Raw genomic sequence first — 25,185 nt, forward strand, 5'->3', positions numbered from 1 at the left:
TTCACGCCGCTTGGGCGCGGTAGTTGTTGTGTTCGTCGTCTTGCTTCGGGCACCACGGCACCGGGGAGTCCGCAGGGATCTCAGTCCCACAGACACGGCACGTCCGAGCACCCCAGGCAGCAGGGACGGAGGGTGCAGGGTCAGTGATCTCACCGGTTTCGTTGTCGACGAACCACTTCTCTTCTTCCCTGCCTGTCCTTCCTGTGTTGTCCTCCGGGACATGTCCCCGGGACATCCCCCGGGAACTTCCCCCGGGACCGTCCCCCGGGACATCAGAGAAGGAGACGGGAGCGCCTGTCTTGGCAGCTCGCTGTCGCGCCTTCTTCTCCCGTTCACGCCGACGCGCGTTGTCCAGCACTTCGAGCTCGTGCCGGCTGGTCTGCGTCTGGGGGAAATCAGCGATCACCCACCCGTTGCCGTCTGCTGCCCAGAGGCCGGACGCCTCGAGCTTCTGCGCAGTGCTCGCGGACATGAACGGGACGAGCAACAGCTCGTCGCTGAGGATCACCCCGTCAGTGCGGTTGGACACGGACCAGATGGTTGCGAACGCCCATCCGCGGAACTCGTCCGCGGTGAGTCGCAGAACGCGTCGATCACTGAGGTAGCGCTCGGGGAACCGGGCATCAGTCATGCGCTCCCCTCCTTCCGTCTGCGCTGGATCTGGCTCAGGCTGCGTCCTGCACCGGGCGTCGGCCGTAGACGTTCGGCAGGTTGAGCCGCCTCCGGATGCGTAGGACGGTCATGCTGCAGACTCCGAGGTTCCGGGCGATCTCGTTGTCGGACTGCCCCCGCCAGACGCCGGCACGGACGTCACGTTCGCGCTGCTCGATCGAGAGCCGGTCACGTGCGGTGGTGTGCTTGCTGCGCACGTTCCAGGAGCCCATCAGCAGCTCGCCTCCCCCGCGTTGAGCTCGGCCGCGAGGCAGACGGCGCTGTTGTAGTTGGCCATCCAGGCAGTGACGAGCTCAGGAGCCAACGGTCGGTCGTCGTCAGACAAGACCCCGCTGACGGACCAGCGGCCGGCTTCGAGGTCGACGTTCACCTGGCAGTGCATGTTCTCCCACCACGCGAACGCGCTGTGGAACGGTTCCTCGTTCGGATCCGTCTCGTGGGTTCCGCCGTAGTTCATGCAGCCGACCCTGCTGCAAGCAACAGCGACAGTGGCGGGCACTAGAGTTGTTGCAGTACCGTTCTTCACGATCTGTTCCTCCTGGTAGGGATTCCGGTCACTGCCCGCGTCGAGTTGCCGCTCGCCGTGGGCCTTCTTCTTGAACGCGTGCACGATGGCGCGCGTGTACTTGGCGACGAACGCCGGGTTGGGGTTGATGCGTCCGCTCTCGAGCATCTCGACCCATCGGCCCGACAGGTCGAACTGCGCCGCGACGTCCATGCGGGAGAGCCCGAAGCTCTCGCGCAACGTCTTCAGTGATGTGCCGGTCGCGCTCACGACGCCTCCTGCAGATCGCCGGTCTGAGTGCGTGCGGACGCATCAATCCATGCCTGCACATCCGCCTCTCGGTAGCGAATGGTCCGGGCGCTCAGCTGGCGGTACACCGGGCCTGTGCCGCGGTACCGCATCTGCGCGAGAGCAGGCTCAGTCACTCCCGCGATCTCGCCAACCTGCTTCGGGGTCAACAGTGATTCCACTTGTCAGCCTTTCTGTGCTGCTAGCCACGTTGTTGTGTGCTGGCTACACAGTACCGTGGTCACTGGCACAAGTCCACCATTGGGGGTCGTGAGCGTGTCGGAAACCTCGTTAGTGTGTTGCCATGACCGCTCGACCCAGCTCAGGCCTCGGAGACCGCCTTGCTCGCTACCGGAAGATGGCCGGGATGAGCGCTCAAGACCTCAGCGACAACTTGGGAGGGGAGCTGTCGAGGTCCGTCATCGCCAACATCGAGTCCGGCCGCAAGACCGACATCACCGTCGATCAGATGCTCGCTATCGCGTGGGTACTGGACATCCCGCCGGTCGCACTCGCCCTGCCCCTACATGAGCCATTCCGACATGTGCAGATCGTCCGAGGCAAGAACGCCTATCACTCCACAACGGCGGCGCGACTAATCGACTGGTTTCTCGAACGCCCAGCCATGCTCGAGAAGCAGAAGCCGGCAAGTCCGGGGCGGGCACTCGTGCTCGCGACACTGAAGGCGTTGTCCCGCTACCAGAGCGAGCTGCGGCGGACTCGCCTCGATCGCGCGAAGGCTACGGATAGCGAGCGTGACGCGGAGAACGAGCGAGAGCTGGCCGCCAGTCGTCAAGATCTTCTGGACCTGGGAGTGGACGTGACCGAGTACGGGCCGTTTGACTGATGGGTTCGATTGAGACCTATACAACGAACGGCGGCAAGCGCTACAGGGTGCGCTACCGAACTCCGGACCGGAAGCAAACAGACAAGCGCGGCTTCAGGACGAAGCGCGACGCCGAGCTGTTCCTCGCATCGGTCGAGGTGTCGAAGGCTCGAGGTGAGTTCGTCCGCCCGGAAGACGCACGCGAGACTATCGGTGCGCTTGGCCCCTCGTGGCTCGCGAATCAAACGCACCTGAAGCCGTCTTCGTTCCGTCCGCTGGAGATCGCATGGCGTCTGCACGTCGAGCCCGTATGGGGTGAGACGCGAGTGTCCGACGTGAAGCACAGCGCTGTGCAGACGTGGGTGACCTCGATGAGTTCGGCGAGTGCGACGACCGTGATCCGCAACTATGGAGTCCTAGCGAGCATCCTGGACACCGCGGTAAAGGACCGCCGCATCCTGACAAACCCTGCGCGTGACGTGAACCTGCCGCGGAAGAAGCGCAAGGAGCACGTGTATCTCACGCACGAGCAGGTGTCTGACCTCGCGCTCGCGGCCGGCGACCGGTCGACGCTCGTCCTCGTGCTCGCGTACACGGGTCTGCGCTGGGGAGAGGCAGTCGGCCTCCGAGTCAAGGACGTCGACTTCACCCGACGACGGCTCAACGTCACGGTGAACGCGGTCGAGGTAGCGAACGTCATCACGGTCGGGACGCCGAAGACCCACAAGCGGCGCTCCGTACCATTCCCCGCACTCTTGGCACCTGCGCTGCGCGAGCGCTGCCAGGGGAAGGATGGCGACGCTCTCGTCTTCGCGACGAAGCACGGCACGCACGAGCGACGCTGGCACAACGACCACGGCTGGTTCCCCGCGGCCGTGAAGAAGGCAGGGATACCGTCGACGACCCCGCACGGGCTTCGGCACACCGCTGCGAGCCTGGCGGTGAGTGCCGGCGCGAACGTGAAGGCGGTGCAACGGATGCTCGGTCACGCCTCGGCAGCGATGACACTCGACGTGTACGCGGACCTGTTCGAAGACGACCTCGACGTCGTTGCGGGCAGGCTCGATGACGGGCTCGCGCGGACAGTTGTGGGCAAGATGTGGGCAGAGGCCGCCCGAAACAAGGACGAGTCCCGCTAGATCCGCTTGCTTTCGCGGGTCAGCGGACCTCGGCAGTGGCGGAGGGTGTGGGATTCGAACCCACGAGACATCACTGCCCACCTGTTTTCAAGACAGGCTCCATCGGCCGCTCGGACAACCCTCCAGCGACGCGACCACGTGGCGAGACGTGATCGCGTCCCGAGGAGTCTAGCGGCCCCGCCGACCGTCAGCGCGGGAGCGTGTCGAGCGCCGCGGCCAGACCGTCGTCGGTGACCCCGCCGGTCAGCTCGTTGCCCGCGTCGACGACGTCGGACGGTGCCTGCCCCATGACGACACCACGCCCGGAGGTCGAGGCCCACCGGAGCATGTCGATGTCGTTCCGCCCGTCACCGGCCGCCATGACCCGGGAGCGCGGGATGTCGAGCCACTCGCGCACACGCTCCATCGCGGTGGCCTTCGTCACGCCCTCTGGTGCGATGTCGAGCCACGACGTCCAGCCGACCGAGTAGGAGACCTTGTGCAGGCCCATCCGCTCGACGACCTGCAGGAAGTCCTCGGTGTCGTGCCCGGGCGAGATGACGACCACGCGCGTGGCCTCGACCCCGAGCAGCCGCTCGAAGGGGACGTGCTCGCCGGAGACCGTCATGGTGTCGTCGGGGAAGTTGCCGGACAGCAGGAAGTGGCCGGTCTCGTCCTCCACGCCGAACGCCGCGTTCTCGAGTGCGCCGTGGATGGTCTGCAACACCTCGGACGGGTCGAAGCGCTCGACGTGCACGCGGTCGTACCCGCCGTCCTCGCGGCGCCCCAGGATCAGCGCCCCGTTCGCGCAGACGAGGTACTTCGGGCGGATGCCGAGCGTCTCGAGCAGCGGCACCGTCATGCCCTCGCTGCGACCGGTGGACAGCATGACCTCGTGCCCGGCGGCCTCGGCGTCGCGCACGGCGGCCACGACGGCGTCGGTGATGACCCCGTCCTCGCGCATCGTCGTGCCGTCGACGTCGAGCGCCACGAGCCACCGCTTCGTCCGAGCCGGAGCACCAGCAGCGCCGGCGCCGCCCCCGGCAGCGCCAGCTGCGCCGGCGGTGCCGCCACCCTGCGCCGACCCGTCCACGAACCGCCCCGCGGTGCTCATCGGGGTGCGATCACCTCGACGCCGCCCAGGTACGGCCGGAGCACCTCGGGCACGACGACCGAACCGTCCTCTTGTTGGTGCGTCTCGAGGATCGCGACGATCCACCGGGTGGTGGCGAGGGTGCCGTTGAGCGTGGCGACCGGCGCGGTCTTGCCGCTCTCGGTGCGGTACCGGGTGTCCAGGCGACGGGCCTGGAACGTGGTGCAGTTCGAGGTCGAGGTCAGCTCGCGGAAGGTGCCCTGCGTCGGGACCCACGCCTCGATGTCGTACTTCCGCGCAGCACTCGTGCCGAGGTCGCCGCCGGCGACGTCGATGACGCGGTAGTGCAGTCCGAGGTCCTGCATCATCGACTCCTGCATCGCGACCAGGCGCTGGTGCTCCGCCTCGGCGTGCTCGGGCAGGGCGTACGAGAACATCTCGAGCTTGTTGAACTGGTGCACGCGGAGGATGCCGCGGTTGTCCTTGCCTGCCGACCCGGCCTCGCGCCGGTAGCACGTCGACCAGCCGGCGTACCGGATGCCCTCGCCCGACTCCGGGAACGACAGGATCTCGTCGGCGTGGAACCCGGCGAGGGCGACCTCGCTCGTGCCGGTCAGGTACAGGTCGTCGGCCTCGAGCCGGTAGACCTCGGCCGCGTGCTCGCCGAGGAACCCGGTGCCCGCCATGGTCTCCGGGCGCACGAGCGTCGGGGTGATGAGCGGCTCGAACCCGTGCTGGACCGCGCGGTCGAGCCCGAGGTTCATGAGCGCGATCTCGAGCCGGGCGCCGAGGCCGCGGAGGAAGTAGAAGCGCGAGCCCGAGACCTTGACGCCGCGCGGGATGTCGATGATGCCGAGGTGCTCGCCGAGGTCGGCGTGGTCCTTCGGCTCGAACGAGAACGTCGGCTTCGTGCCGACCGTGCGGAGCGTGACGAAGTCGTCCTCGCCGCCCTTGGGCGCGTCCGGCAGCACGACGTTCGGAATGGACCGGACGACGCGGTCGAACGACTCCTCGGCCGCGGTGACCTCGGCCTGCGCCTCCTTGACCTTCGCGGCGAGCGCCTGCGCCTGCTGTACGAGGGCGGCCTTCTCGTCCTTCGGGGCCTTCGCGACGGTCTTGCCGAAGGCGTTCTGCTCGGCGCGGAGCGCCTCGAACGCCGTGATCGCCGCGCGGCGCGCCGCGTCCGCCGCCACCGCGTCGTCGACGACGGACACGGAGGCGCCGCGCGCCTCCTGCGAAGCCTTGATGACGTCCGGGTGGTCGCGCAGCAGCTGGAGATCGATCACCGGTTCATCCTAGGGGGACCCGGTGACGGACCGGAGGCCCGTGGCAGCGCTGCCACGGGCCTCCGGCCCGTCATCCGGTCGCGTCCGTCGACGGGTCGTCGCGCAGGGCGGCGACCATCCCACGGAGCAGGCGGAAGGCCGCTGCGCGGCCCGCCTCGTCGAGGTCCCGGGTCATGCGGAGCTCGACCTCGCGGACGGCGGCGCTCGCGCGCTCGCGCTGCCGCCAGCCCGCCGCCGTGAGGCGCGTCGGCAACACCTTGCCCGCGGTCGGCGTCGCGGCCCGCGCGACGACGCCGTCCCGCTCGAGCTGCTGCAGGAGCGTGTTCATCGACTGGCGGGTGACGAAGGTGCCGCGCGCGAGCTCGGAGTTCGACATCCCGGGGCGCTGCGCGAGCAGTTCGAGGCACGAGTAGTGCGTGATCGTCATGCCGAAGGGACGGAGGGCGTCCTCCATCGCGGCTCGGAGGGCGCTCGCGGCCTCCTTGAGGACGTACCCGACGGAGGAGTCGAGGTCGATGCGCTCGTCGTGTCGATCGTCTTGACGCATGTCAGGAGTCTGACATAGATTCATCGTGTCAGACAACTGACACACAACGAAGGAGCACACCATGACCGCCACCGGGATCGACTTCACCTCGCTGCAGGTCCGCGACCTCGACGCCGCACAGGCGTTCTACGAGCGGTACCTCGGGCTCGTCCGATCCCCCGCCGGCCCGCCGCACGCCGTCGTGTTCCAGACCGAGCCGATCGCGTTCGCACTGCGCGACGTGGTCCCCGGCACCGACCTGGACGCCGCCCCGCAGCCGGGCCTCGGGGTGGCGCTGTGGTTCCACGCGACCGACGTCCAGGCGACCCACGACGCGCTCGTCGCCGACGGCCACGAGATCGTCACCGCACCGTTCGACGGCCCCTTCGGTCGGACCTTCACGTTCGCCGACCCGGACGGCTACCACGTGACGCTCCACGACGGACGCTGACGCCCGTCCGCTCGCAGGGCGCGGTCGGTAACGTCGGGGGCATGTCGACCCCATCGGAGACCGCGCCCGCGGACCAGGACGCCCTCCCGACCGAACAGAAGACGGCCGCCGTCGTCTACAACCCGGTCAAGGTGCACCTGGAGACCCTGAAGAGCACCGTCGCGAAGCACCAGCAGGAGGCCGGCTGGGCTGAGACCCTGTGGTTCGAGACCACGGAGGAGGACCCGGGCGGCGGCATGACGAAGGCCGCGCTCGAGGCCGGGGCCGACGTCGTCGCCGCGGCCGGCGGGGACGGCACCGTCCGCGCCGTCGCCGAGGTCGTGCACGGCTCGGCGGCTGCACTCGCCCTGCTCCCGAGCGGGACGGGCAACCTCCTCGCGCGCAACATCCCCTCGCCGATCGACGACCTGGGCGCGAGCGTCCGGACGATATTCCGCGGCGAGGACCGCCCGATCGACATCGGCGAGGTCCAGGTCGAACGCCCCGACGGCAGCCGCGAGGAGTTCGGGTTCGTCGTGATGGCCGGCCTCGGCCTGGACGCCCGCATGCTCGTGAACACCAAGCCCGAGCTCAAGAAGAAGGTCGGCTGGCTCGCCTACGTCGACTCGCTCTTCCGCTCGGTGCGGGACGCCGACGCGTTCGAGTTCCGGTACCGGCTGGACGGCGAGAGCAACCAGTCGGTGCGCGCCCACTCGCTGATCGTCGGCAACTGCGGCATGCTGCAGGCCGGCGCGACGCTGCTGCCGGACGCCGAGATCGACGACGGCGTCTTCGACATCGTGGTCATGCGTCCCCGCGGCTTCTTCGGCTGGGTCCGGATCGGCGCCCGGGTGTTCTGGGAGAACGCGATCCTGCGCTCGTTCCAGCGCTCGAAGATCGGGCAGACCCAGGTCGGCAAGCGCATCGCGACCGCGGCCCGCGAGGAGCGCCCGCTGCGCTACCTGCGCGGTGAGGAGTTCGTGGCACGCCTCGAGCGGCCGGACGAGTTCGAGATCGACGGCGACCCGGTGGGCGAGGTCGTCGCGTTCCGGGCGAGGATCGACGCCGGCGGGCTGCGGGTCCGGGTCGCCGGGCCGCAGGACCAGACGCGCAACACCCGGCGGGTCGAGGACGCGCACAGCTGACGTGGGCCGGGCGGCGGCCCCGCGCCGCCCGGTTCAGTCCGCGTCGGGCTCGCCGGAGACGATCGCGCGCAGCCAGTCCCGCGCCTCGACGAACGCCTCGTCGGAGTAGCGCGCCGACACCTCCGGCCGGAACCCGTCCGCCCGCGGGTACGACCCGAGGAACGTCACGCGCGGGCTGAACCGCCGCAGGCCGAGCAGCGCGTCCGCCACCCGCTCGTCGTGCACGTGGCCGTCCAGGTCGATGACGAACCGGTAGCGCCCGAGCTCGTCACCGATCGGCCGCGAGGACAGCAGCCCCATGTTGATGCCCCGCGTCGCGAACTGCTCGAGCATGTCGACGAGCGCACCGGGGTGGTCCGCCGGCAGCTCCACGATGACGCTCGTCTTGTCCGCCCCGGTCCGCGGCGGGATCGCCAGCGTGCGTGACACGAGCACGAACCGGGTGACCGCCGACGCGTTGTCCCCGATCGACGACGCGAGCACGGCCAGGTCGTGGTGGTCGGTGATCCCGGGCGGGGCGACCGCGGCGTCCGCGACGGGGTGCTCGTCGAGCAGGGCAGTCGCTGCGGCGACGTTCGAGGACGCCGGGATGTGCCCGTGTCCGCGCAGGTTCGTCTCGAGCCAGCGGTGGGTCTGGGCGTAGGCGACCGGGTGCGCGTTCACGGTGCGGACGTCCGCGAGGGCCGTGCCGTGCCGGGCGACGAGCACGAAGTCGACCGGCACCAGGTACTCGCCGACGATGCGGACGCCGGGGATCCGGGCGAGGGCGTCCTGCGTGGCGCTGACCCCGCCGTCGACGCTGTTCTCGATCGCGATCACGGCGCCGACGGACCGGCCGGTGACGACGTCGTCGAGCGCCTCGCCGACGTTGTTCACGCTGCGCCAGGGCTTGCCGGCCGCGGCGTCGACGAGCCTCAGGGCCGCCTCGGTGAAGGTGCCGGCGGGACCGAGGTACGAGTAGGTGTCGGTCGGCTCGGCGCGCTCGGTCATGCCTCCGAGCCTACTGGTGTACCAGTCCCGTCACACCGACGCGGACCGCGCCCGGCCCGCCGACGCGCAGCGTGCCCATCAGGTCCGGACGAGCAGCGTGTCCGAGTCGCCGTTCCGCCCCACCGTCCGGAACCCGGCCCGCTCGTACAGGATCCGCGCCCCGGTGTTCCCGTCCTCGACGCTCAGGCTGACCCCCGGCCACCCCGCAGCCCGCCCGGCGTCGAGCAGGCGTTCGAGGAGCGCTCCCCCGACACCGCGTCCGCGCCCCCGGGCGTCGACGGCGATCGTCAGCTCGGGCACGTCCGCGGCGACGAACCCGTACCCGGGGTCGTCCTCCGGCAGGAACCGCGCCCACGCCACCCCGACCGGGCCGTCCCCGTCCACGGCGACGACACCGCGGTCCCGGGCCGGGTCGAACCCGTCGAAGTAGTGCGCGAACTCGGGGCGGTCGAGGTCGGCGTCCGTGAACGTCTCGGTCCGCCAGTTCATCGCCCGGAGCGTCGCCCGGCGCAGCAGCGGTCCGTCGTCGGCGGTGGCGTCGCGGAACAGCACCCCGGGGACCTCGGGTAGCCCCTCGCCGGCGTCCGCGCCGGTCAGCCGCGCCTCACAGAGTGCCTCGTCCCCCCGCGGGTACGTCAGCGCGGCGAACCGCCCCTCGGGGTCGAGCCGGCCGAGGAGCGCCCGGGTGATCCCGTCGAGCTGCGCGACCTGCTCGTCGGCGAGGGCGTCGATCACGTAGCGGCGCGCGGTCCGGACGTGCTCGGGCGCGGCCTGCACGATCGTGTCGTACCCGGCGTCGGTCAGTCGGACGTCGGTCGCCCGCCGGTCGTCGGCGGACGGGCACCGCGTCACGAGACCGCGCTTCTCGAGCCGGGACACGACGTGCGACAGCCGCGGGAGCGAGGCGTTGGTGGCCGCGGCGAGCGCCGACATCCGCAGCGTGCGGGACTCCGTCTCGGACAGCATCGCGACGACCATGTAGTCGAAGTGGGTCAGGTCCGCGTCCCGCTGCAGCTGCTGGTCGAGCGCCGCGGGCAGGAGCTCCATGACGGCGACGAGCTTCATCCAGGCACGCAGCTGGTCGCGCGTCAGCCACGGGGTCTCGTCGGTCATCCCCACATGCTACCGATTGGTTGTCGCTGCAACCAGTGGCCTGCGCCGTCGGGCCACGACGATCCCGGCGACGAGCACCCCGACCACCACCGCGAGCAGGACCCCCTCGACGACGAGCAGCCGGGTCGTGTAGTCGAACGGCAGCACCGTCGGGTTCTTCTGCCCGTGCGCCTTCGCGGCGATCTCCGGCACGACGACGAGCGCGAGCACGCTCCCGAGCACGACGGCGGCCTGGACCGTGACGAGCACCCAGACGCGCAGCGACCGCCCGGCCCGGCGGAGCAGCAACCCCGCGCCGACGACGAACGGCGACAGCAGGACGTCGTGCAGCAGGACCGCTGCGACGAGCCACGTCACGAGCCCCCAGATGCGCTCCGGCCGCACGGTCGTGACCATCGTCCACGCGCCGAACGCCATCACGAGCACGCCCACCAGGACGAGCACGGTCCTCGCGGCCCTCATCGGATCACCTCGATCTTCCCGATCCACTTCGTCTGCAGGACGCCGGGTCGTCCCGGCGCGATGACCCGGGCGGGGAACCCGTGGTCCAGGTCGAGCGTCGCGCCGTTCAGCTCGAGCGCGACGAGCGTCGTCGGGTCGGCGGCGTACTCCGGCCCCATCTCGGTCACGCGGTAACCGCCGCTCCGCTCGAGGCTCGTGATCCGCAGCGGCGACGACGGGTCGGCCTGCACGGTCTCGAGCAGGTCCCGCATCCGCACGCCCTTCCACGTCGCCGTCTGGCTCCACCCCTCGACGCACGCGATCGGCAGATCGGCCGTCGTGGTGCCGAGGGCGACGAGCTCGGCACGCGAGAACGTCCGGCTCATCCCCGGTCCGACGACGGTGAGCGTCCAGTCCGCGGCGGTGGCGGTGGCCAGCACACCCGCGGCGCGCGCGGTGCGGTTCACCGGCAGGTCGTTCGGCCCGAGGTGCCGCTGCCGTGCCCCGAACACGTTGAAGGGTTCGAGCAGTCGCGTGGACTGCCCGGCGGTGAGCGCGACGACGCCGACGGTCGCCGCCGTCACGCCCGCCACGAACCCGCGTCGGGCGATCCGCTCGCGTCCGCCGTCGGTCGCCGTCCGGGCCGGACGGGAGGCACGCCCCGCCTCCGCCCCGTCGGCTGCGGGCCCACGGTCCGGATCACCGGAACCCAGACTCGCGCTGGGCGACGAGTCGCGGGACGTCGCGTCCGAGTCGTGTCGCGCAGCGCGAGACTCGTCAGGCGCGGCTGCGGCCGGCGCGCCGTCCACCCACCGCAGCAGGCGGCCGGTGAGGCCGCGGGGGTAGGGGCCGGACACGCCACGATCCTCCAGACCCGTGTCGGGGAGCAGCTCGCTGCCCACCGTCGGGTCCGCGACGAAGCGACCGTCCGCGTCGTACGCGTCGCGTGCGCGCCAGTACCGCGCGATGATCCGCAGCTTCACGCCGACGTGCACGACGAGCGACCCGATGATCACGTAGGCGAGCGCGTTGTGCACCTGCCGGAACGGGAACGGCCACGGGTACCACTGGTACGTGTTCACGAGCCCGGTCCCGACCTGGACGATCGCGGCCGACACGAGCACCGCGATCGACAGGCGTTCGAGCAGGTGCAACACGCCGCGGACGGGCGGCGTCTGCGCGAGCGCGGGCATCACCGCGTTCAGCTTGGCGAGCAGGAGCGGGATGATCGCGATGCCTGCGGTGATGTGCAGGCCCTGCGTGAACTGGTAGAACTGCACGGGCCGGGTCGGGAAGCGCATCCCGGGCAGCGGGTCCTGCAGCAGGTGGCTGTACACCCCGGTGCCGAAGCACACGAGGAACGCGACGCCGAGCAGCCGACCCCAGACGACGGCCGAGCGGGCGTTCCGGTTCGGCGACGCCGCCGCGGACCGTGCGTCCAGCAGCAGCCGTCGCACCATCGGTAGCCTCGGGCCACGATGAACGAACGACTGCGCGCCGTCCCGCTGCCCACCAGGCCCGGCGTCCTGCCGACCGTGGTCGCCGTCGTGGGCGTGCTCGCGCTCGCGGGCGTCATCGCCTTCGGCATCACGCATCTGGGGTTCCTCCGTGCCGGTCATCGTGCACCATTCGTTGCGTGGACGCTCATCGCTTGGGCGGTCTTCGCCGGAGCCGTCCTCGCGCTCCGCTGGGTACCCCGTGCCTGGGTGACCCGGATCGTCCTCGGTGGGGCGGTCGTGGTCGGGGTCGCGGCGCTCGTCGGCCCGCCGAACACCAGCACCGACTCTGCCAGGTACGCCTGGGACGGCATCGTGCAGCACGCGGGTGTCTCACCGTACGCGCACACGCCGCAGTCCGGGGCGTTGGCCGCCCTGCGCCCCGAGTGGCTCTTCCCGGACAAGATCGACGGCACGTGCAAGCCCCTCGAACCGCGGATGCGCGGGCTCGGGGACGGCGCGGACGGGCACTGCGTGGCGATCAACCGACCGGACGTCGTGACGATCTACCCGCCGATGGCGCAGCTGTGGTTCGCGGCGGTCCGCGCGTTCGTTCCCGTCACCGCGCAGTACATGCCGTTCCAGGTCGCCGGGCTGCTCGTCTCCCTGGGCGTCACGGTCGGGCTCGTCGTGACCCTGCGCCGCCTCGGACGGCCGACCTGGTGGGCCGCGCTCTGGGCGTGGTCGCCGCTCGTCGCGTCCGAGGCCGTCACGAACTCGCACGTCGACGTGCTCGGCGCCGCGCTCGCGACGGCCGGTGTGGTGCTCGTCGCCTTCGGCCGGCCGGTATGGGGCGGCATCGCACTCGGTGCGGCGACCGCGACGAAGCTCATCCCGGCGATCGTGTACCCGCCGCTCCTCGGCCGGTGGCGACACTGGTGGGCGATCCCCGTCGGCGTCGCGGTCTTCGGACTGCTCTACGTGCCGTACGTCCTGAGCACCGGCGTGAAGGTCCTCGGCTACCTGCCCGGCTACCTCTCCGAGGAGGGCTACGAGGACGGCTCCCGCTTCGCCCTGGTCTCCCTGCTCGTCCCCGGTGACGGAGCGACGGTCGTCGTCGGGCTCGTGGTGTTGCTCGCGGCCGTCGTGGCCTGGCGCCTCGCGGACCCCGCCCGGCCGTGGTCCGGCGAGGTGCTGATGATCGGCGTGACGTTCCTCGCGGTGACCCCGCGGTACCCCTGGTACGCACTGCTCCTCATCCCGTTCGTGGTGCTGTCCGGCCGGTGGGAGTGGCTGTCCCTCGGGCTCGCGATCGCCCTCCGCGGTGTGTGGCCCTCGGCCGACGCCTTCCGCTGGTGGCTCGGCGCCGCGGTGCTCGTGATCGTGGTGGTCACGGTCGTCCGGACCGACCGTGACGAGTGGCGGCGGTGGGGTCGACGGCTCGACCCGCGGCGGTGGCGGCAGACGGACAGCGGAACGGACGGCGGACCGGAGGGTCGGCGGCGCCCGGTAGCATCGGCCCGGTGACGGCGAGGATCCTGCCCGCGACGGGCGAACGGCCCACGACGGGTGCGCCTGCGGGGCTTCCTGCGGCGGGTGCACCGGCGTCCGTCCCGGTCGCCTCACTCCTGCGCCGGGTGCGCAGCGGCTCGGCCGAGCTGCCGCCCCGACCTGCCGACGAACCGGCGCTGCTCGACCGCTTCGGCCGCACCGCGGTCGACCTGCGCGTCTCGCTCACCGAACGCTGCAACCTCCGCTGCACGTACTGCATGCCGGCCGAGGGACTGCCCGTCATCCCGTCCGACGCCCTGATGACCGCGGACGAGATCGACCGGCTCGTGGGCCTCTCCGCCGCCCGCCTCGGCGTGCGCAAGGTCCGGTTCACGGGTGGCGAACCGCTCCTGCGCGCCGACCTCGTCGACATCGTCCGCCGGTGCGCCGCGCACGACGTCGAGCTCTCCCTGACCACCAACGCCATCGGCCTCGCGAACCGCGCGCAGGCGCTGGCGGACGCCGGACTCCGACGGGTCAACGTCTCGCTCGACACCGTCGACCCGGACGTGTTCGCCGAGGTCACCCGCCGCCCGTTCCTGGACCGCGTGCTCGAGGGCATCGCGGCCGCCGCCGACGCCGGCCTCGGGGTGAAGGTCAACGCGGTGCTCCTCCGCGGCGTGAACGACCACCTCGCGGCGGACCTGCTCGCCTGGTGCCTCGAGCGCGGCCACGAGCTCCGGTTCATCGAGCAGATGCCCCTCGACCCCGGGCACGCCTGGGACGGCGCGACGATGGTCACCGCCACGGAGACCCGGGCGCTCCTCGGCGAGCGCTTCGTGCTCACCCCGGACGAGGCCCCGCGGAACGGCGCCCCGGCCGAGCGCTACCGCGTGTCCACCCACGACGGCGAACCGCTCGGCACCGTCGGCGTCATCGCGAGCATCACCGAGTCCTTCTGCGCCGACTGCACCCGCACCCGTCTGACCGCCGAGGGCCACGTCCGCTCGTGCCTGTTCTCCGACGACGAGGTCGACCTGCTCGGCCCGCTGCGCGACGGCGCCGACGACGACGCCCTGCTCGACACGTGGCGGCGCGCGATGTGGGCGAAGCCCCGCGACCACGGCGACGACGTGGACGGCATCGTGCACCCGTCCCGCGGCATGAGCGCGATCGGCGGCTGACCGTGACGACCCTCCGCTTCTTCGCCGCGGCCCGCGCCGCGGTCGGCCAGGACGAGACCACCACGTCGGCCGCGACCCTCGACGACGCCCTGCGCGCCGTCGCCGCCTCCGACACCGATCGCTGGGCGGCGCTGCAGGAGCGCTGCTCCTACCTGGTCGACGGGGTCACCACACGCGACCGCTCGACACCGCTCGCTGGCGTCGACACGGTCGACGTGATGCCACCCTTCGCCGGCGGCTAGGCGCCCGGCTCGTAGACCGCGACCTCGTCCGGCGCGACCGACAGCCGGACTGTGACGCCCGGCGCCAGTCCGAGCCCCGCGGCCGTCGCGACCGTCACGTCCGCCACCAGGTCGGCCGTGCGCACGCGCACGAGTCCGTCGCGCGGCTCCAGCGAGGTCACCGTGCGCGCGGGCCCCGGCCCGTCCCGCGTCACGCGGACGGCCGTCGGGTGCAGGGCGGCGACGACGGGTCGGCCTGGAGGCACGGTGCCGGTCGTCGACGCCAGCGCACCGCCGCCGTCGAGTGCGATCCCACCCGCGGTGGCGGTCCCGCGGACGAGCGCGAGTCCGGAGAAGGACGCCGCGAACGGCGTCCGGGGGTGCCGGAGCACCGCGTCGACGGGTCCCTGCTCGACGACGCGTCCGTCCTGCAGCACCACGACCCGGTCGGCGAGCGCGACGGCCTCGAGCGGGTCGTGCGTGACGAGCACCGTCGGCCGACCGGCGCGCGCGGTGGCGAGGGCCTCGCGGACGGCGGCGCGGGCGTCGACGTCGAGCGCCGAGGTGGGCTCGTCGAGGAGCAGGACCGCGGGGTCGGTGGCGAGCACCCGGGCGATCGCGACGCGCTGCGCCTGCCCGCCGGACAGGGCCCCCGGCGCCCGGTCGACCAGCCCGGCCACGCCGACCGTGGTGAGGGCCGCGACGGCCCGGTGACGTGCCTCCCGGCCGCCCGTCCCGGCCGCGCGCGGACCGAAAGCGACGTTGTCGACGACGGACAGGTGCGGGAACAGATCGGCGCGCTGGGCGACCAACCCGACGTGTCGGCGGTGCGCCGGGAGCCGTGCCAGGTCGCGGCCGTCCAGCGCGACCGTGCTGTCGGGAGCGCGGAGGAGCCCCGCGACGGTCTCGACGACGGTGGACTTGCCGGCGCCGTTCGGACCGACCAGCGCGACGCACTCCCCCGGACCGACCGCGATCGTGACGTCGACGTCGCGGTCACGGTCGACGACGTGGACGCGCAGACCGGCGTCGGGGGCCGTCACGCGACGACCGTCCGGGTGCGGAGCGACGTGACCCCGATGACGACGACCGCGACGACCACGAGCACCAGGGCGAGGGCGACCGCCGTGTCCGGGTCGACCTCGCGCTGCAGGTAGACCTCGAGCGGGAGCGTCCGCGTGACGCCCTGCAGGCTGCCCGCGAAGGTCAGGGTGGCGCCGAACTCCCCGAGCGCCCGCGCACCGCACAGCACCAGACCGGAGACGATGCCGGGCAGGACCCGCGGGGTCGTGACGGTCAGGAACGTTCGGGTCGGTCCGGCGCCCAGGGTCGCCGCGACGCGTTCGTACCGGTCGCCGCCGACGCGCAGGGCACCCTCGACGCTCGACACCAGGAACGGCATCGAGACGAACACCTGCGCCATCACGACCGCCGTCGTGGTGAACGCGATCCGCAGGCCGTGCGCGTCGAGGAACGCGCCGAGCACGCCGAGCCGCCCGAAGGCCGCGAGGAGCGCGAGGCCGCCGACCACGGGCGGCAGGACGAGCGGCAGCAGCACGAGGGCACGGAGGACGCCCACCCACCGGGCGGTCGACCGGGAGAACAGGACGGCCAGGGGGTAGCCGAGCACGAACGCGATGCCCGTGGTCGCAGCGGCGGTGCCGAGGCTCAGGGCGAGCGCGGTCGTCGACGCGGGCGAGGTGACGAGGGCGACGAAGGAGGACCAGTCGACGCGACCGACCATCGCGAGGACGGGCACGACGACGAACAGGCCGCCCAGGACCGCGGGGGCGGGGAGCCACCAGGGGACGGGGGTGCGGGTCATCCCTTCGGACGGCCGAACCCGGCGCGCTCGAGCACCTGCTGCCCGGCGTCGGAGCGGACGTACGTGGCGAACGCGGCGGCGGTGGTCGGGTTCGAGGACTCCTGCAGGACGCCGATCGGGTACGTGTTGACGGCCTTCGCCGACTCGTCGAACGGGACGCCGTCGACCTTGCCCGCCGCACCGCGGACGTCGGTGACGTAGACGAGCCCCGCGTCGGCCTGGCCGGACTCCACCTTGCCGAGCACGTCGGTGACGGACTGCTCCTCGCTGACCGGGTGCAGCTGCACGCCGGCGGCCCGCTCGACCTCCTGCGTCGCGGCACCGCACGGCACGGGTGACGCGCACGTGACGAGCTGCACGCCCGAGTGGTCGAGGTCGGCCAGGCTCCGGATGCCCTTCGGGTTCCCCGGGGCGACCGCGATCTCGAGGACGTTCGTGGCGAAGTCGCGCGGCCAGCCGGCGGCGAGGTCCGACGACGAGAGCTTCGCCATGTTGGCCTGGTCGGCGGAGGCGAACACGTCGGCCGGGGCCCCGTTCTGCACCTGGCTGACGAGGTCGCTCGACCCCGCGAACGAGAACGTGACCGTGGTGCCGGGGTGGTCCGCCTCGAACTGCTCCCCGAGCGCGGTGAAGGTCTTCTGGAGGGACGCGGCGGCGAACACGGTGATGCTGCCGGACGGCGTCGCCGAGGCCGACGGGGTCCCGGTGCCCGTGCCGCTGGTGGCGGCTTGCGTGGTGCACCCGGTCAGGGCGACACCCGCGACGACGAGCAGGACAGCGGAACGCAGGAGCGGCTTCACACTGTGATCCTAGCCGCAGGTGCGGGTCACTCGCGGTTCAGGTCGTCGTCGGGTGGCCCTCGGACCGCCACGCGGTGATGCCGCCGTCGAGGACGACCGCGTCCCGTCCCGCGGCGATCGCCGTCCGTGCCCATGCAGTCGCGCGTCGCCCCGAAGCACAGACCACGACGACCGGGCGGGGGTCGTCGTCCGCGAGGGCGTCCGGCGTGACGGACCCGGCGATCGTCCCCGTCGCACGCTCCTCGTCGGTGCGGACGTCCACGAGCACCGGTGCCCCGTCGCCGGCGAGCCGCTCGGCCAGGGCGCTCGGCGAGGTGCGCTCGGGCTCGACGTCGGCAGACGGCACCGGACGACCGCTGCCCGGACCACGCCGCAGCGGGCTCTCCGTCCACCGCCACCGCCGGGCGTCCACCGTGAGCACCCGACCGAGCAGGGGCGCACCGAGCAGGTGTCGGTCCGGTGCCGTCGACCCGGGTCGGGGTCCGGCCAGCAGGGCCGTCACCTGGGCGGCCATCACCGCGCCGACGGCGCCGCACAGCGCGGGGAGCACGCCGTCGAGCGCGCAGGACCCCTCGTCCGGCAGAGCCTCCGGGTGCAGGTCGTGGAAGTCGACCGGATCATCCGCGGCGTCGTGGAACACCGAGACCTGTCCATCGAACCCGAGCACCGTGCCCCAGACGAACGGGATGCCCGCGGCGGCGCAGGCGTCCGACACCGCCCGGGTGACCTCGACGCTGTCGGCCGCGTCGACCACCACGTCGTGGTCGGCCACGTGCTCCGGGCGGAAGGGCTCCGCGAGCGCGACGACCTCGGCGACCGGGTCGACCGCCCGGACCCGCGCCGCGGCGACCTCGGCCTTGGGGAGTCCGACGTCGGCGAGGGCGAAGAGCGTCTGCCGGGCGAGGTTCGAGGCGTCGACGACGTCGTGGTCGACGACCGTGATCCGCCCGAGCCCGGCGCCGGCCAGGTAGGTGAGGACGGGGGCGCCGAGCCCTCCGGCCCCGACGACGAGCACCCGGCCCGTGGCCAGGGCGTCGGTCGCGCGCTGCCCGGCCCCGGCGAGCGCCGCGGTGCGCGAGGTCATCCGCCGACGGACCACCAGCGGGTCGCCGTCCGCCGGGTCGGGGCGCGCCGGATCGGGACGCATCGGCGTGCGCATCCCGGACGGGTCGCCGGTCACCGTGCGCCTTCCGGACGGTCAGGCACCTCGACCGTCACCATCGTCGCCTTGACCGACGCGACGGCGACGGACCCGACCTCGAGCCCGAGGTCGCGCACCGCCTCCGAGGTCATCAGCGACACGACCCGGTTCGGGCCGGCCTGCAGCTCGACCTGCGCCACGACCCCGTCGACGACCAGGTCCGTGACGATCCCCACGAAGCGGTTCCGCGCGGAACTCCGCACCCCGGACGGGTCGTCGAGCCCCGCGTCGCGTCCGCGGACGTACGCCGCCAGGTCCTTCCCGAGCACCACCGTGCGCCCGGCGGCGTCCTCGGACCGGGGCAGGGTGCCGGCCTCGACCAGGCGTCGGACGGTGTCGTCGCTGACGCCGAGGTACCGCGCAGCATCACGGATGCGGAGTGTCGTCATGGTGGACGGCACCCTACGGCATCGCGAACTCTCACGGACGGCCGGGGCCGCGCGGGGCACCTGTCCAGACGGCCCGGATACCGTCGTGCACGTGACAGCACCCCAGACCGGCACGATCCGTGTGCCCGCGACCGTCGGCGTCCCGCCGGTCCGATCGCGCCTGCGCTCCGCGTCCTCGGTGATCGGCCTGGCCGTCGTCCGGACGCCCGAGCTCACGGTCGGGGCGATCGGCGTGCTCACGGGCGCCGCCTTCGCCTGGGTGCCGTCGCTCTGGTACGACGAGGGCGCGACGGTCACGAGCGCGCAGCGCAGCTGGCCGCAGCTCTGGGCCGAACTGCACAACGTCGACGCGGTGCACGGCCTGTACTACGCGCTCATCCACGCCTGGTTCTGGCTCGTCGGCTACACGCCCTTCACCCTCCGCTTCCCGAGCGCCCTCGCCATCGGCGTGGCCGCCGGACTCCTCGTGGCGCTCGGCCGCCGGCTCGGGGGTCGCCGGCTCGGCATCACGGCCGGACTCGTGTTCATCGCCCTACCCCGCGTCCAGTGGGCCGGGTCCGAGGGCCGCCCCTACGCGACCATCACGACGCTCGCGGTGCTGCTCACCCTCGTCGGCCTGACCGCGGTCCGACGGACACGGACGACGCACCGCACTCGCTGGTGGGTGGCGTACGGCGTCGTGGCGCTCGTCTCGGTGACGTTCAACGTCTACCTGTCGCTCGCCGTGGTCGCGCACGCCGTCGCCCTCGGGTGGACGGTGGCCGCGCAGCGTCGGGCGGAACGGACCGGCCGTGGCGCGACACCGCTCGTGAGCCGCCGGACGCTCGTCCGCTGGCTCGTCGCAGCCGCCGGGGCCGCCCTGCTCGTCTCGCCCCTCGTGCTCGAGGTGATGGCCCAGTCGAAGCAGGTCGCGTGGATCTCCGGCATCGGGGAGCGCACGCTCCCGCAGGTGTTCTCCACCGCCTGGTTCGGCGGGATCACCCTGTACGCCGCGGTCGCCTGGGTCCTCATGGCCCTCGGCACCGCCGTCCCGCTGATCGCCGCGCGCCGCCGCGTCCCCGACGTCCGCGACCTCGTCCGGGCGCAGGCGGTCCGCGTCGCACTGCCCCTCGCGGTGCTGCCCACGAGCGTGCTGCTCATCGCGACCGCGCTCGGCAAGCACCTCTACTCTCCCAAGTACGCGTCGCTGAGCCTGCCGTTCGTGGCGCTCCTCATCGCCCTCGCCGTCACGCTCGTCCGTCCGCGGGCCCTGCTCGCCGCCGCCGTGGCCGTCTGCCTGGTCGGCGGCATCCCCTCCGCCGTGTACGTGAAGAGCCCGCAGTCCAAGCAGGACTCCACCTGGGCGAACGCCGCGTCGATCATCGCCAGCGAGCGTGCTGGTCGTGCCGGTGCGAACGAGGGCGTCGTGTTCGGCAGCGTCTACGGCCACCCGGGGACCACCGCCGACATCATCCGGATCTCGTACCCGTGGGCGTTCACCGGCATGACCGACCTGGGCGCGACCAAGATCGGCGCCGAGAGCGGTGTGCTGTGGAACCAGAACGGTGACCTCGCGACCACCATCCCGGCCCGGCTCGGCGAGATCGACACCGTGTGGTTCGTCGGCGGGACCCCGAAGGCGCGGAACATCGAGCCGGAGACCGCCGCCGTCCTGGCCGAGCACGGCTTCCACGTCGAGCAGCAGTTCCGCTCCGGCCGCGTCGTGATGACGGAGTTCGTGAAGGGCTGACGCCCGGTCAGTGCAGCGGCTGGAGCGCGCGGCACCGCCGACGGTCAGTGCACGACGCGTGCGCCGTGCACCGGGCCGGTCGCCCGGAGCGCCACGAGCCCGGCGGCGCTCAGCTCGACCTGCACCTCGAGCGCGGCGTCACGGTCGGCGACCAGGAAGGCCACGGTCGGTCCGCTGCCGGACACGATGCCCGCGAGCGCACCCGCCTTCTCGCCGATCTCGAGCGTCGTCGCGAGCGCCGGCTGGAGCCGCATCGCCGGAGCCTGCAGGTCGTTGTGCAGGCAGTCCGCGAGCAGCCCCGGGTCCCCCGCGCGGAGCGCCTGGAGCACGTTCGTCTCGACCACGGGGGTGGTCGGCGCCGGCCGGATGTCGGCCCGGTAGCGCTCCCGGTGCGCGTCGAGCGCGCGGTACACCGCCGGGGTCGAGAGTCCGGCGTCGCTCAGCGCGAGCACCCAGTGGAACTCCCCCTTGGCGAGCGCCGGGCTGAGCTCGTCCCCGCGTCCGGTGCCGACGGCCGTGCCGCCGGCGAAGGCGAACGGCACGTCCGCCCCGAGCCGTGCGGCCAGCGCCAGCAGCCCCTCACGGCCGAGCGCCGTGCCCCACAAAGTGTCCACCGCGAGCAGGGTCGCCGCGGCGTCCGCGGACCCTCCGCCCATGCCGCCGGCGACCGGGACCTGCTTGTCGATCGTCAGCCGGACCCCGCCGCGGTGCCCGGCGGCGTCCGCGACCAGGCGGGCTGCGCGGATCGCGAGGTTCGACTCGTCGGTCGGGACCCCGCTCGTGTCGATCGGGCCGGTGAACCGCACCGAGAAGTCGTCGGCGGGTTCGGCGGTGACGTCCTCGTACAGCGACACCGCCTGGTACGCCGTCGCGACGTCGTGGTAGCCGTCGTCCTGCAGGGCCCCGACGGACAGGAACACGTTGATCTTGCCGGGAGCGCGCACCCGTACGCGGGTCGGAGCGGCCAGCGAGGTCATGGCTCCAACCTATCCCGCGCGCGCTGCGGTGAAACCACGCTCCAGGTCGGCCAGGACGTCGTCGACGTGTTCGAGTCCGATCGACAGTCGGATGAGCCCCTCCCCGACGCCCGCGGCCGCCCGCTCCGACGGGGTCATCTGCACGTGGGTCGTCGACGCGGGGTGCACGACGAGCGAGCGCACGTCGCCGATGTTCGAGACGTGGTCGAACAGCTCGAGGGCCGCGACGAACCGCCGACCCGCCTCGAGCCCGCCGACCAGGTCGAACGCCAGCACCGCCGACGGCCCCTTCGGCACGTAGCGCTGCTGCAGGTGGTGCCACGGCGACGACGGCAGGCCCGCGTAGTGCACGCCGCCGACCTGGTCGTGCGCGTCCAGCCAGCTCGCAACGGTCGCGGCGTTGGACACGTGCCGGTCCATCCGGAGCGAGAGCGTCTGGATGCCCTGCAGCACGAGGAACGCGTTGAACGGGGCGATCGCGGGGCCGAGGTCCGCGGACAGCTTCGACCGGGTGCGCTGGATGAAGGCCCGCCGACCGAACTTCTCGGTGAACGCCGTGCCGGCGAACCCGGACTGTTCGACCGTCGTCAGCTGCGGGTACTTCTCCGGATGTGCCGCCCAGTCGAAGTTCCCGCTGTCGACGATGATCCCGGCGATGGCGCTGCCGTGCCCGGCGAGGTACTTCGTCGCCGAGTGCACGACGATGTCCGCACCGTGCTCGATCGGCCGGACGAGGTACGGCGTCGCGATCGTGTTGTCGACGATGAGCGGGACCCCGGCCTCGTGTGCGACGCCGGCCACCCCGGCGAAGTCGAGCACGTCGCCGCGCGGGTTCGGGATGCTCTCGCCGAAGAACGCCCGCGTCTCCGGACGGACCGCGGCGGCCCACTCGGACAGGTCGGTGGGGTCCTGCACGAACGTGAAGGTGATGCCGAGGTCGCGGAGCGTCGACGCGAACAGCGTGTACGTCGCGCCGTACAGCGAGGCGCTCGACACGACGTGGTCGCCGGCGCGGGCGACGCCGAGCACCGCGAGCGACGTCGCGGCCTGCCCGGACGCCAGGGCCAGCGCACCGATCCCGCCCTCGAGGTCGGCGATCCGCCGCTCGAGCGCGGCGGCCGAGGGGTTGTTCACCCGCGAGTACGTGTGCCCGGGCGCGTCGAGCAGGAACCGCGCCGCGGCGTCCTCGCCCGACGGGTACACGAACGCGGCGGTCTGCGCGATCGGCGGCACGTTCCCGCCGAAGCCCGGGTCGGCCTTGAACCCGGCGCGGATCTGCCGGGTCTCGAACGCCCAGTCGTCCTCGACCGCCATCAGGCGACCGACCCGGCGGAGGCGGACGGGGAGACGGACGCACCGGTCGGACGGACGAGCGGGATGACCTGCTCGCCGAAGCGCTCCATCTCCTCGGCCTGCGGCGAGAACTGCAGCAGGAGCGTGTCGACCCCGGCGTCCTCGAACTCGAGGATCCGGTCCGCCACCTGCTGCGGCGTCCCGACGAACCCGGGGCGCAGGCCGCGGTTCGACACCGAGTAGTCCTCGAGCGACGGCACGTGCTCGAGCTGCGACTTTGAGATGAAGTCCTGGTACGACTCGTACGCCTTGCCGTGCTGCACGTCGGTGATGCGCGCGAGCTCGGCCTGCGCCTCCGCCTCGGTCTCGCGCACGATGACGTACGCGGCCATGCCGAACGCCTCGAACGGCGCTGCTCCGGCGTCCTCGCGGCGGCGGCGCATCTCGGCGATCTTCGTCCGGAGCTCGTCGACCGTGCCGCCGTGCGTCAGGTACGCGTCGGCGAAGCGCGTGATCGAGCTCTTGCCGGCCTCGCTCTCGCCGCCGGCGTAGATCCGCGGCGTGACCCGGGGCTTCGGCTCGAGGTGCGCGTTCTGCACGTCGTAGTACTCGCCCGAGAACGAGTACGGCGTCTCCGACCACAGACCCTTGAGGATCCGGACGAACTCCTCGGTGCGCGCGTACCGGTCATCGTGCTCCGAGAAGATGCCGCCGTACTGGCGCGCCTCCTCCGCCCACCAGGCGCTCACCACGTTGAACGTGAACCGGCCGCACGAGATCTCGTCGATGGTCGCCGCCTGCTTCGCCGTCACGGCCGGCAGGTGGTAGCCCGGCCGCATCGCCGCCATGATCTCCAGGCGCTCGGTCGTCGCCGCGAGCGCGGCCGCGAGCGCCCACGCCTCGAGACTCGGTGCCGCCGTCCCCTTGATGTCGTTGAGGTTGAGCTCCGGCACGAGGGTCAGGTCGAAGCCGATGCGCTCGGCTCGCTGCGCGAGCCGCTTCACGTAGTCGAAGGTGACGGGCATGTCCTCGTCCTCGACGTTGCGCAGCCAACCGCCGAAGAGCGGGGTCCAGTATCCGAATCGCACGAGTGGTTCCTTGCTGGTGGGGAGTGACGGACGGGAGGCACGGGGCGGGCCCGCACCGTGCCTCCAGGCCGGTGGGTGGTTCGTCTCAGACCGCGGCGACCGCGTGGTCGCGCTCGAGGAGCGCGCCCGTGAAGCGCGCGATGGCGCGCGGTCCGGAGACCGGCGCGACCGCCTCGACGGCGGGGTTGTAGTTCGTGTTGGTGTTGATGTCGTAGACGACGGTGCGACCGTCGGTGGTCTCCATGAACTCGACGCCCGCGATCTGGATGCCCTGGTCGGCGAGGAACGTGCGGAGGCGCTGAACGAGCGGGTGCTCAGACGTGACCTCCTCGCGCAGGCTGAACGCCGCAGGAGCACCGGGTGCCTCGACACCGGGCACGTCGCAGACCGCCCCCGCGATGACCTGGGGGACCTCGCACGCGTCGGCCGGGCAGAGCTCGAAGCTGCCTGCGCTCGTGTCGACCCGCACCGCGTAGACGAACTCGCCGCCGACGAACTCGGCGCGCGTGATGAACGGCTCGCGGGCCGTCAGGTACTCCTGCAGCAGGGTGATGCCGTCGACCGGGGCCTCGAACTCGGGGCTGTCGACGTACGCGTCGAACTCGGCGAGCGAGTCGAACCGGCGGACGCCGAGGCCCTTGCCGCCCTGGTTGTGCTTCGTGATGAAGGGGACGTCCTGCCCGCCGGTGAAGGTGCGGGCGGCCTCCTTGAGCGGTGCCGTGCCGAAGACGGCGGAGGTGCGGGGGACGTCGAAGCCCGCGGCCTGCAGCAGCCCGTGCTGGGCGACCTTGGAGACCTCGAGCTCGAGCACGTGGCTGCCGCCGACGACCGTGCGACCGGCACGCTCCAACCAGCCGAGCACGGCGCGGGTGTACTCCTTGCTGTGCTCGTGCCCGCGGGTGTGGCTGCTGGCCGACATGCGGCTCCAGTACACGCCGGGCTCCGGCTCCGCCCCGAGGTCGATCTGCCCCTCGGTCAGCAGGACCTCCTGCACCGGGACGCCCTCGGCAGCGAAGGCGGCGGCGAGCGGTGGGAACCACTCGGGGTTCTCGTGGATGACGTACACGCGCGGAGTGCTCACCGCCCCACCCTAGGCACGGATGGTCGGGAGGTGCCAG

At 72.2% G+C, this 25,185-nt stretch carries 28 protein-coding genes and 1 tRNA gene; 8 read left to right on the forward strand and 21 right to left on the reverse strand.

Going from position 1 to position 25,185, the window contains the following annotated elements; translation table 11 throughout:
- Window position 1 precedes the first annotated feature (1 nt).
- Genes FB462_RS14345 through FB462_RS17915 form a run of 4 tightly spaced genes read right to left on the reverse strand, consistent with a single transcriptional unit; the run spans window position 2 to window position 1,647 of the window.
- Window positions 2-631, reverse strand: coding sequence for a hypothetical protein (locus FB462_RS14345; protein ID WP_141862581.1), 630 nt, complete (start codon window positions 629-631; stop codon window positions 2-4).
- Between the two features lie 34 nt (window positions 632-665).
- On the reverse strand, window positions 666-884 hold the full coding sequence (locus tag FB462_RS14350; protein WP_141862583.1) for a helix-turn-helix domain-containing protein: 219 nt from the start codon (window positions 882-884) through the stop codon (window positions 666-668).
- Window positions 884-1,447 carry a helix-turn-helix domain-containing protein gene (locus FB462_RS14355; protein WP_141862585.1) on the reverse strand — a complete coding sequence of 188 codons (564 nt, stop codon included), beginning with the start codon at window positions 1,445-1,447 and terminating at the stop codon, window positions 884-886. Before FB462_RS14355 ends, FB462_RS14350 begins: the two co-directional genes overlap by 1 nt.
- Window positions 1,444-1,647, reverse strand: coding sequence for a helix-turn-helix transcriptional regulator (locus tag FB462_RS17915; RefSeq protein ID WP_141862587.1), 204 nt, complete (start codon window positions 1,645-1,647; stop codon window positions 1,444-1,446). The genes FB462_RS14355 and FB462_RS17915 overlap by 4 nt, the downstream gene beginning before the upstream one ends.
- Before the next feature lie 122 nt (window positions 1,648-1,769).
- Between FB462_RS17915 and FB462_RS14365 the strand changes: the two genes are divergently transcribed.
- Window positions 1,770-2,312 (forward strand): helix-turn-helix transcriptional regulator, encoded by a 543-nt coding sequence (locus tag FB462_RS14365; protein WP_141862589.1) that lies wholly within the window; start codon window positions 1,770-1,772, stop codon window positions 2,310-2,312.
- A complete protein-coding gene (locus FB462_RS14370) occupies window positions 2,312-3,430 on the forward strand; it encodes a tyrosine-type recombinase/integrase (RefSeq protein ID WP_141862591.1) in 1,119 nt (372 codons plus the stop codon). Before FB462_RS14365 ends, FB462_RS14370 begins: the two co-directional genes overlap by 1 nt.
- A 36-nt stretch (window positions 3,431-3,466) precedes the next feature.
- On the opposite strand, the gene FB462_RS14375 is transcribed toward FB462_RS14370, so the two are convergent.
- The 4 genes from FB462_RS14375 to FB462_RS14390 all read right to left on the reverse strand — a co-directional run bounded on the left by FB462_RS14375 (window position 3,467) and on the right by FB462_RS14390 (window position 6,335).
- Window positions 3,467-3,554: transfer RNA gene (locus tag FB462_RS14375), tRNA-Ser, on the reverse strand.
- A gap of 63 nt (window positions 3,555-3,617) precedes the next feature.
- A complete protein-coding gene (locus FB462_RS14380) occupies window positions 3,618-4,523 on the reverse strand; it encodes an HAD family hydrolase (RefSeq protein ID WP_175326059.1) in 906 nt (301 codons plus the stop codon).
- The gene (gene serS / locus FB462_RS14385) at window positions 4,520-5,788 is read right to left on the reverse strand and encodes a serine--tRNA ligase (RefSeq protein ID WP_141862593.1); all 1,269 of its coding nucleotides are present in this window, start codon (window positions 5,786-5,788) and stop codon (window positions 4,520-4,522) included. The genes FB462_RS14380 and serS overlap by 4 nt, the downstream gene beginning before the upstream one ends.
- 70 nt (window positions 5,789-5,858) lie before the next feature.
- The gene (locus FB462_RS14390; protein WP_141862595.1) at window positions 5,859-6,335 is read right to left on the reverse strand and encodes a MarR family winged helix-turn-helix transcriptional regulator; all 477 of its coding nucleotides are present in this window, start codon (window positions 6,333-6,335) and stop codon (window positions 5,859-5,861) included.
- 61 nt (window positions 6,336-6,396) lie between these two features.
- On the opposite strand from FB462_RS14390, the gene FB462_RS14395 reads away from it, so the two are divergent.
- Both FB462_RS14395 and FB462_RS14400 read left to right on the forward strand, forming a co-directional pair.
- Window positions 6,397-6,765 (forward strand): VOC family protein, encoded by a 369-nt coding sequence (locus tag FB462_RS14395; RefSeq protein ID WP_114850511.1) that lies wholly within the window; start codon window positions 6,397-6,399, stop codon window positions 6,763-6,765.
- Window positions 6,766-6,806: 41 nt separating this feature from the next.
- Window positions 6,807-7,889 carry a diacylglycerol/lipid kinase family protein gene (locus FB462_RS14400; protein ID WP_141862597.1) on the forward strand — a complete coding sequence of 361 codons (1,083 nt, stop codon included), beginning with the start codon at window positions 6,807-6,809 and terminating at the stop codon, window positions 7,887-7,889.
- A gap of 33 nt (window positions 7,890-7,922) precedes the next feature.
- On the opposite strand, the gene pheA is transcribed toward FB462_RS14400, so the two are convergent.
- From pheA to FB462_RS14425, 4 genes are all read right to left on the reverse strand, one after another.
- Window positions 7,923-8,879, reverse strand: coding sequence for a prephenate dehydratase (gene pheA, locus FB462_RS14405; protein ID WP_114850513.1), 957 nt, complete (start codon window positions 8,877-8,879; stop codon window positions 7,923-7,925).
- 78 nt (window positions 8,880-8,957) lie between these two features.
- On the reverse strand, window positions 8,958-9,992 hold the full coding sequence (locus tag FB462_RS17870) for a bifunctional helix-turn-helix transcriptional regulator/GNAT family N-acetyltransferase (protein ID WP_306669557.1): 1,035 nt from the start codon (window positions 9,990-9,992) through the stop codon (window positions 8,958-8,960).
- A gap of 9 nt (window positions 9,993-10,001) precedes the next feature.
- Window positions 10,002-10,454: a hypothetical protein gene (locus FB462_RS14420; RefSeq protein ID WP_141862599.1), complete on the reverse strand. Its 453-nt coding sequence runs from the start codon at window positions 10,452-10,454 to the stop codon at window positions 10,002-10,004.
- Window positions 10,451-11,890, reverse strand: coding sequence for a molybdopterin-dependent oxidoreductase (locus FB462_RS14425; RefSeq protein WP_229666951.1), 1,440 nt, complete (start codon window positions 11,888-11,890; stop codon window positions 10,451-10,453). Before FB462_RS14425 ends, FB462_RS14420 begins: the two co-directional genes overlap by 4 nt.
- A gap of 21 nt (window positions 11,891-11,911) precedes the next feature.
- On the opposite strand from FB462_RS14425, the gene FB462_RS14430 reads away from it, so the two are divergent.
- The 3 genes from FB462_RS14430 to FB462_RS14440 all read left to right on the forward strand — a co-directional run bounded on the left by FB462_RS14430 (window position 11,912) and on the right by FB462_RS14440 (window position 14,786).
- Window positions 11,912-13,396, forward strand: coding sequence for a glycosyltransferase family 87 protein (locus FB462_RS14430; RefSeq protein WP_114850516.1), 1,485 nt, complete (start codon window positions 11,912-11,914; stop codon window positions 13,394-13,396).
- 110 nt (window positions 13,397-13,506) lie between these two features.
- Window positions 13,507-14,544 carry a GTP 3',8-cyclase MoaA gene (gene moaA, locus FB462_RS14435; protein WP_141863377.1) on the forward strand — a complete coding sequence of 346 codons (1,038 nt, stop codon included), beginning with the start codon at window positions 13,507-13,509 and terminating at the stop codon, window positions 14,542-14,544.
- Window positions 14,545-14,546: 2 nt separating this feature from the next.
- Complete coding sequence (locus FB462_RS14440; RefSeq protein ID WP_208738919.1) at window positions 14,547-14,786, forward strand: MoaD/ThiS family protein; 240 nt, start codon at window positions 14,547-14,549, stop codon at window positions 14,784-14,786.
- Here the strand turns inward: FB462_RS14440 and FB462_RS14445 are convergent.
- Genes FB462_RS14445 through FB462_RS14465 form a run of 5 tightly spaced genes read right to left on the reverse strand, consistent with a single transcriptional unit; the run spans window position 14,783 to window position 18,980 of the window.
- Window positions 14,783-15,808 carry an ABC transporter ATP-binding protein gene (locus FB462_RS14445; RefSeq protein WP_229666948.1) on the reverse strand — a complete coding sequence of 342 codons (1,026 nt, stop codon included), beginning with the start codon at window positions 15,806-15,808 and terminating at the stop codon, window positions 14,783-14,785. The two genes, FB462_RS14440 and FB462_RS14445, sit on opposite strands and share 4 nt — an antisense overlap.
- Window positions 15,805-16,590, reverse strand: a complete 786-nt coding sequence (locus FB462_RS14450) for an ABC transporter permease (RefSeq protein WP_114850518.1) — start codon at window positions 16,588-16,590, stop codon at window positions 15,805-15,807. The genes FB462_RS14445 and FB462_RS14450 overlap by 4 nt, the downstream gene beginning before the upstream one ends.
- Window positions 16,587-17,390, reverse strand: a complete 804-nt coding sequence (modA, locus tag FB462_RS14455; RefSeq protein ID WP_141862603.1) for a molybdate ABC transporter substrate-binding protein — start codon at window positions 17,388-17,390, stop codon at window positions 16,587-16,589. The genes FB462_RS14450 and modA overlap by 4 nt, the downstream gene beginning before the upstream one ends.
- Window positions 17,391-17,427: 37 nt before the next feature.
- Entirely contained in the window at window positions 17,428-18,570 is a 1,143-nt protein-coding gene (locus tag FB462_RS14460; protein WP_114850520.1) for a HesA/MoeB/ThiF family protein, read from the reverse strand.
- Complete coding sequence (locus FB462_RS14465) at window positions 18,567-18,980, reverse strand: TOBE domain-containing protein (protein ID WP_058741187.1); 414 nt, start codon at window positions 18,978-18,980, stop codon at window positions 18,567-18,569. Before FB462_RS14465 ends, FB462_RS14460 begins: the two co-directional genes overlap by 4 nt.
- 91 nt (window positions 18,981-19,071) lie before the next feature.
- Between FB462_RS14465 and FB462_RS14470 the strand changes: the two genes are divergently transcribed.
- On the forward strand, window positions 19,072-20,709 hold the full coding sequence (locus FB462_RS14470; protein ID WP_167510128.1) for a glycosyltransferase family 39 protein: 1,638 nt from the start codon (window positions 19,072-19,074) through the stop codon (window positions 20,707-20,709).
- 44 nt (window positions 20,710-20,753) lie between these two features.
- Here FB462_RS14470 and FB462_RS14475 read toward each other — a convergent pair whose 3' ends face one another.
- The 4 genes from FB462_RS14475 to FB462_RS14490 all read right to left on the reverse strand — a co-directional run bounded on the left by FB462_RS14475 (window position 20,754) and on the right by FB462_RS14490 (window position 25,148).
- Window positions 20,754-21,686 (reverse strand): 4-(cytidine 5'-diphospho)-2-C-methyl-D-erythritol kinase, encoded by a 933-nt coding sequence (locus FB462_RS14475; RefSeq protein WP_114850522.1) that lies wholly within the window; start codon window positions 21,684-21,686, stop codon window positions 20,754-20,756.
- A 9-nt stretch (window positions 21,687-21,695) separates the two neighbouring features.
- Window positions 21,696-23,000: an O-acetylhomoserine aminocarboxypropyltransferase/cysteine synthase family protein gene (locus FB462_RS14480; protein ID WP_114850523.1), complete on the reverse strand. Its 1,305-nt coding sequence runs from the start codon at window positions 22,998-23,000 to the stop codon at window positions 21,696-21,698.
- Window positions 23,000-24,067 (reverse strand): LLM class flavin-dependent oxidoreductase, encoded by a 1,068-nt coding sequence (locus tag FB462_RS14485; protein WP_114850524.1) that lies wholly within the window; start codon window positions 24,065-24,067, stop codon window positions 23,000-23,002. The genes FB462_RS14480 and FB462_RS14485 overlap by 1 nt, the downstream gene beginning before the upstream one ends.
- A gap of 85 nt (window positions 24,068-24,152) precedes the next feature.
- Window positions 24,153-25,148, reverse strand: coding sequence for an ATP-grasp domain-containing protein (locus FB462_RS14490; RefSeq protein WP_141862605.1), 996 nt, complete (start codon window positions 25,146-25,148; stop codon window positions 24,153-24,155).
- Window positions 25,149-25,185: the final 37 nt, after the last annotated feature.

Source organism: Curtobacterium citreum, from assembly GCF_006715175.1.
Classification (GTDB): Bacteria; Actinomycetota; Actinomycetes; order Actinomycetales; family Microbacteriaceae; genus Curtobacterium; species Curtobacterium citreum.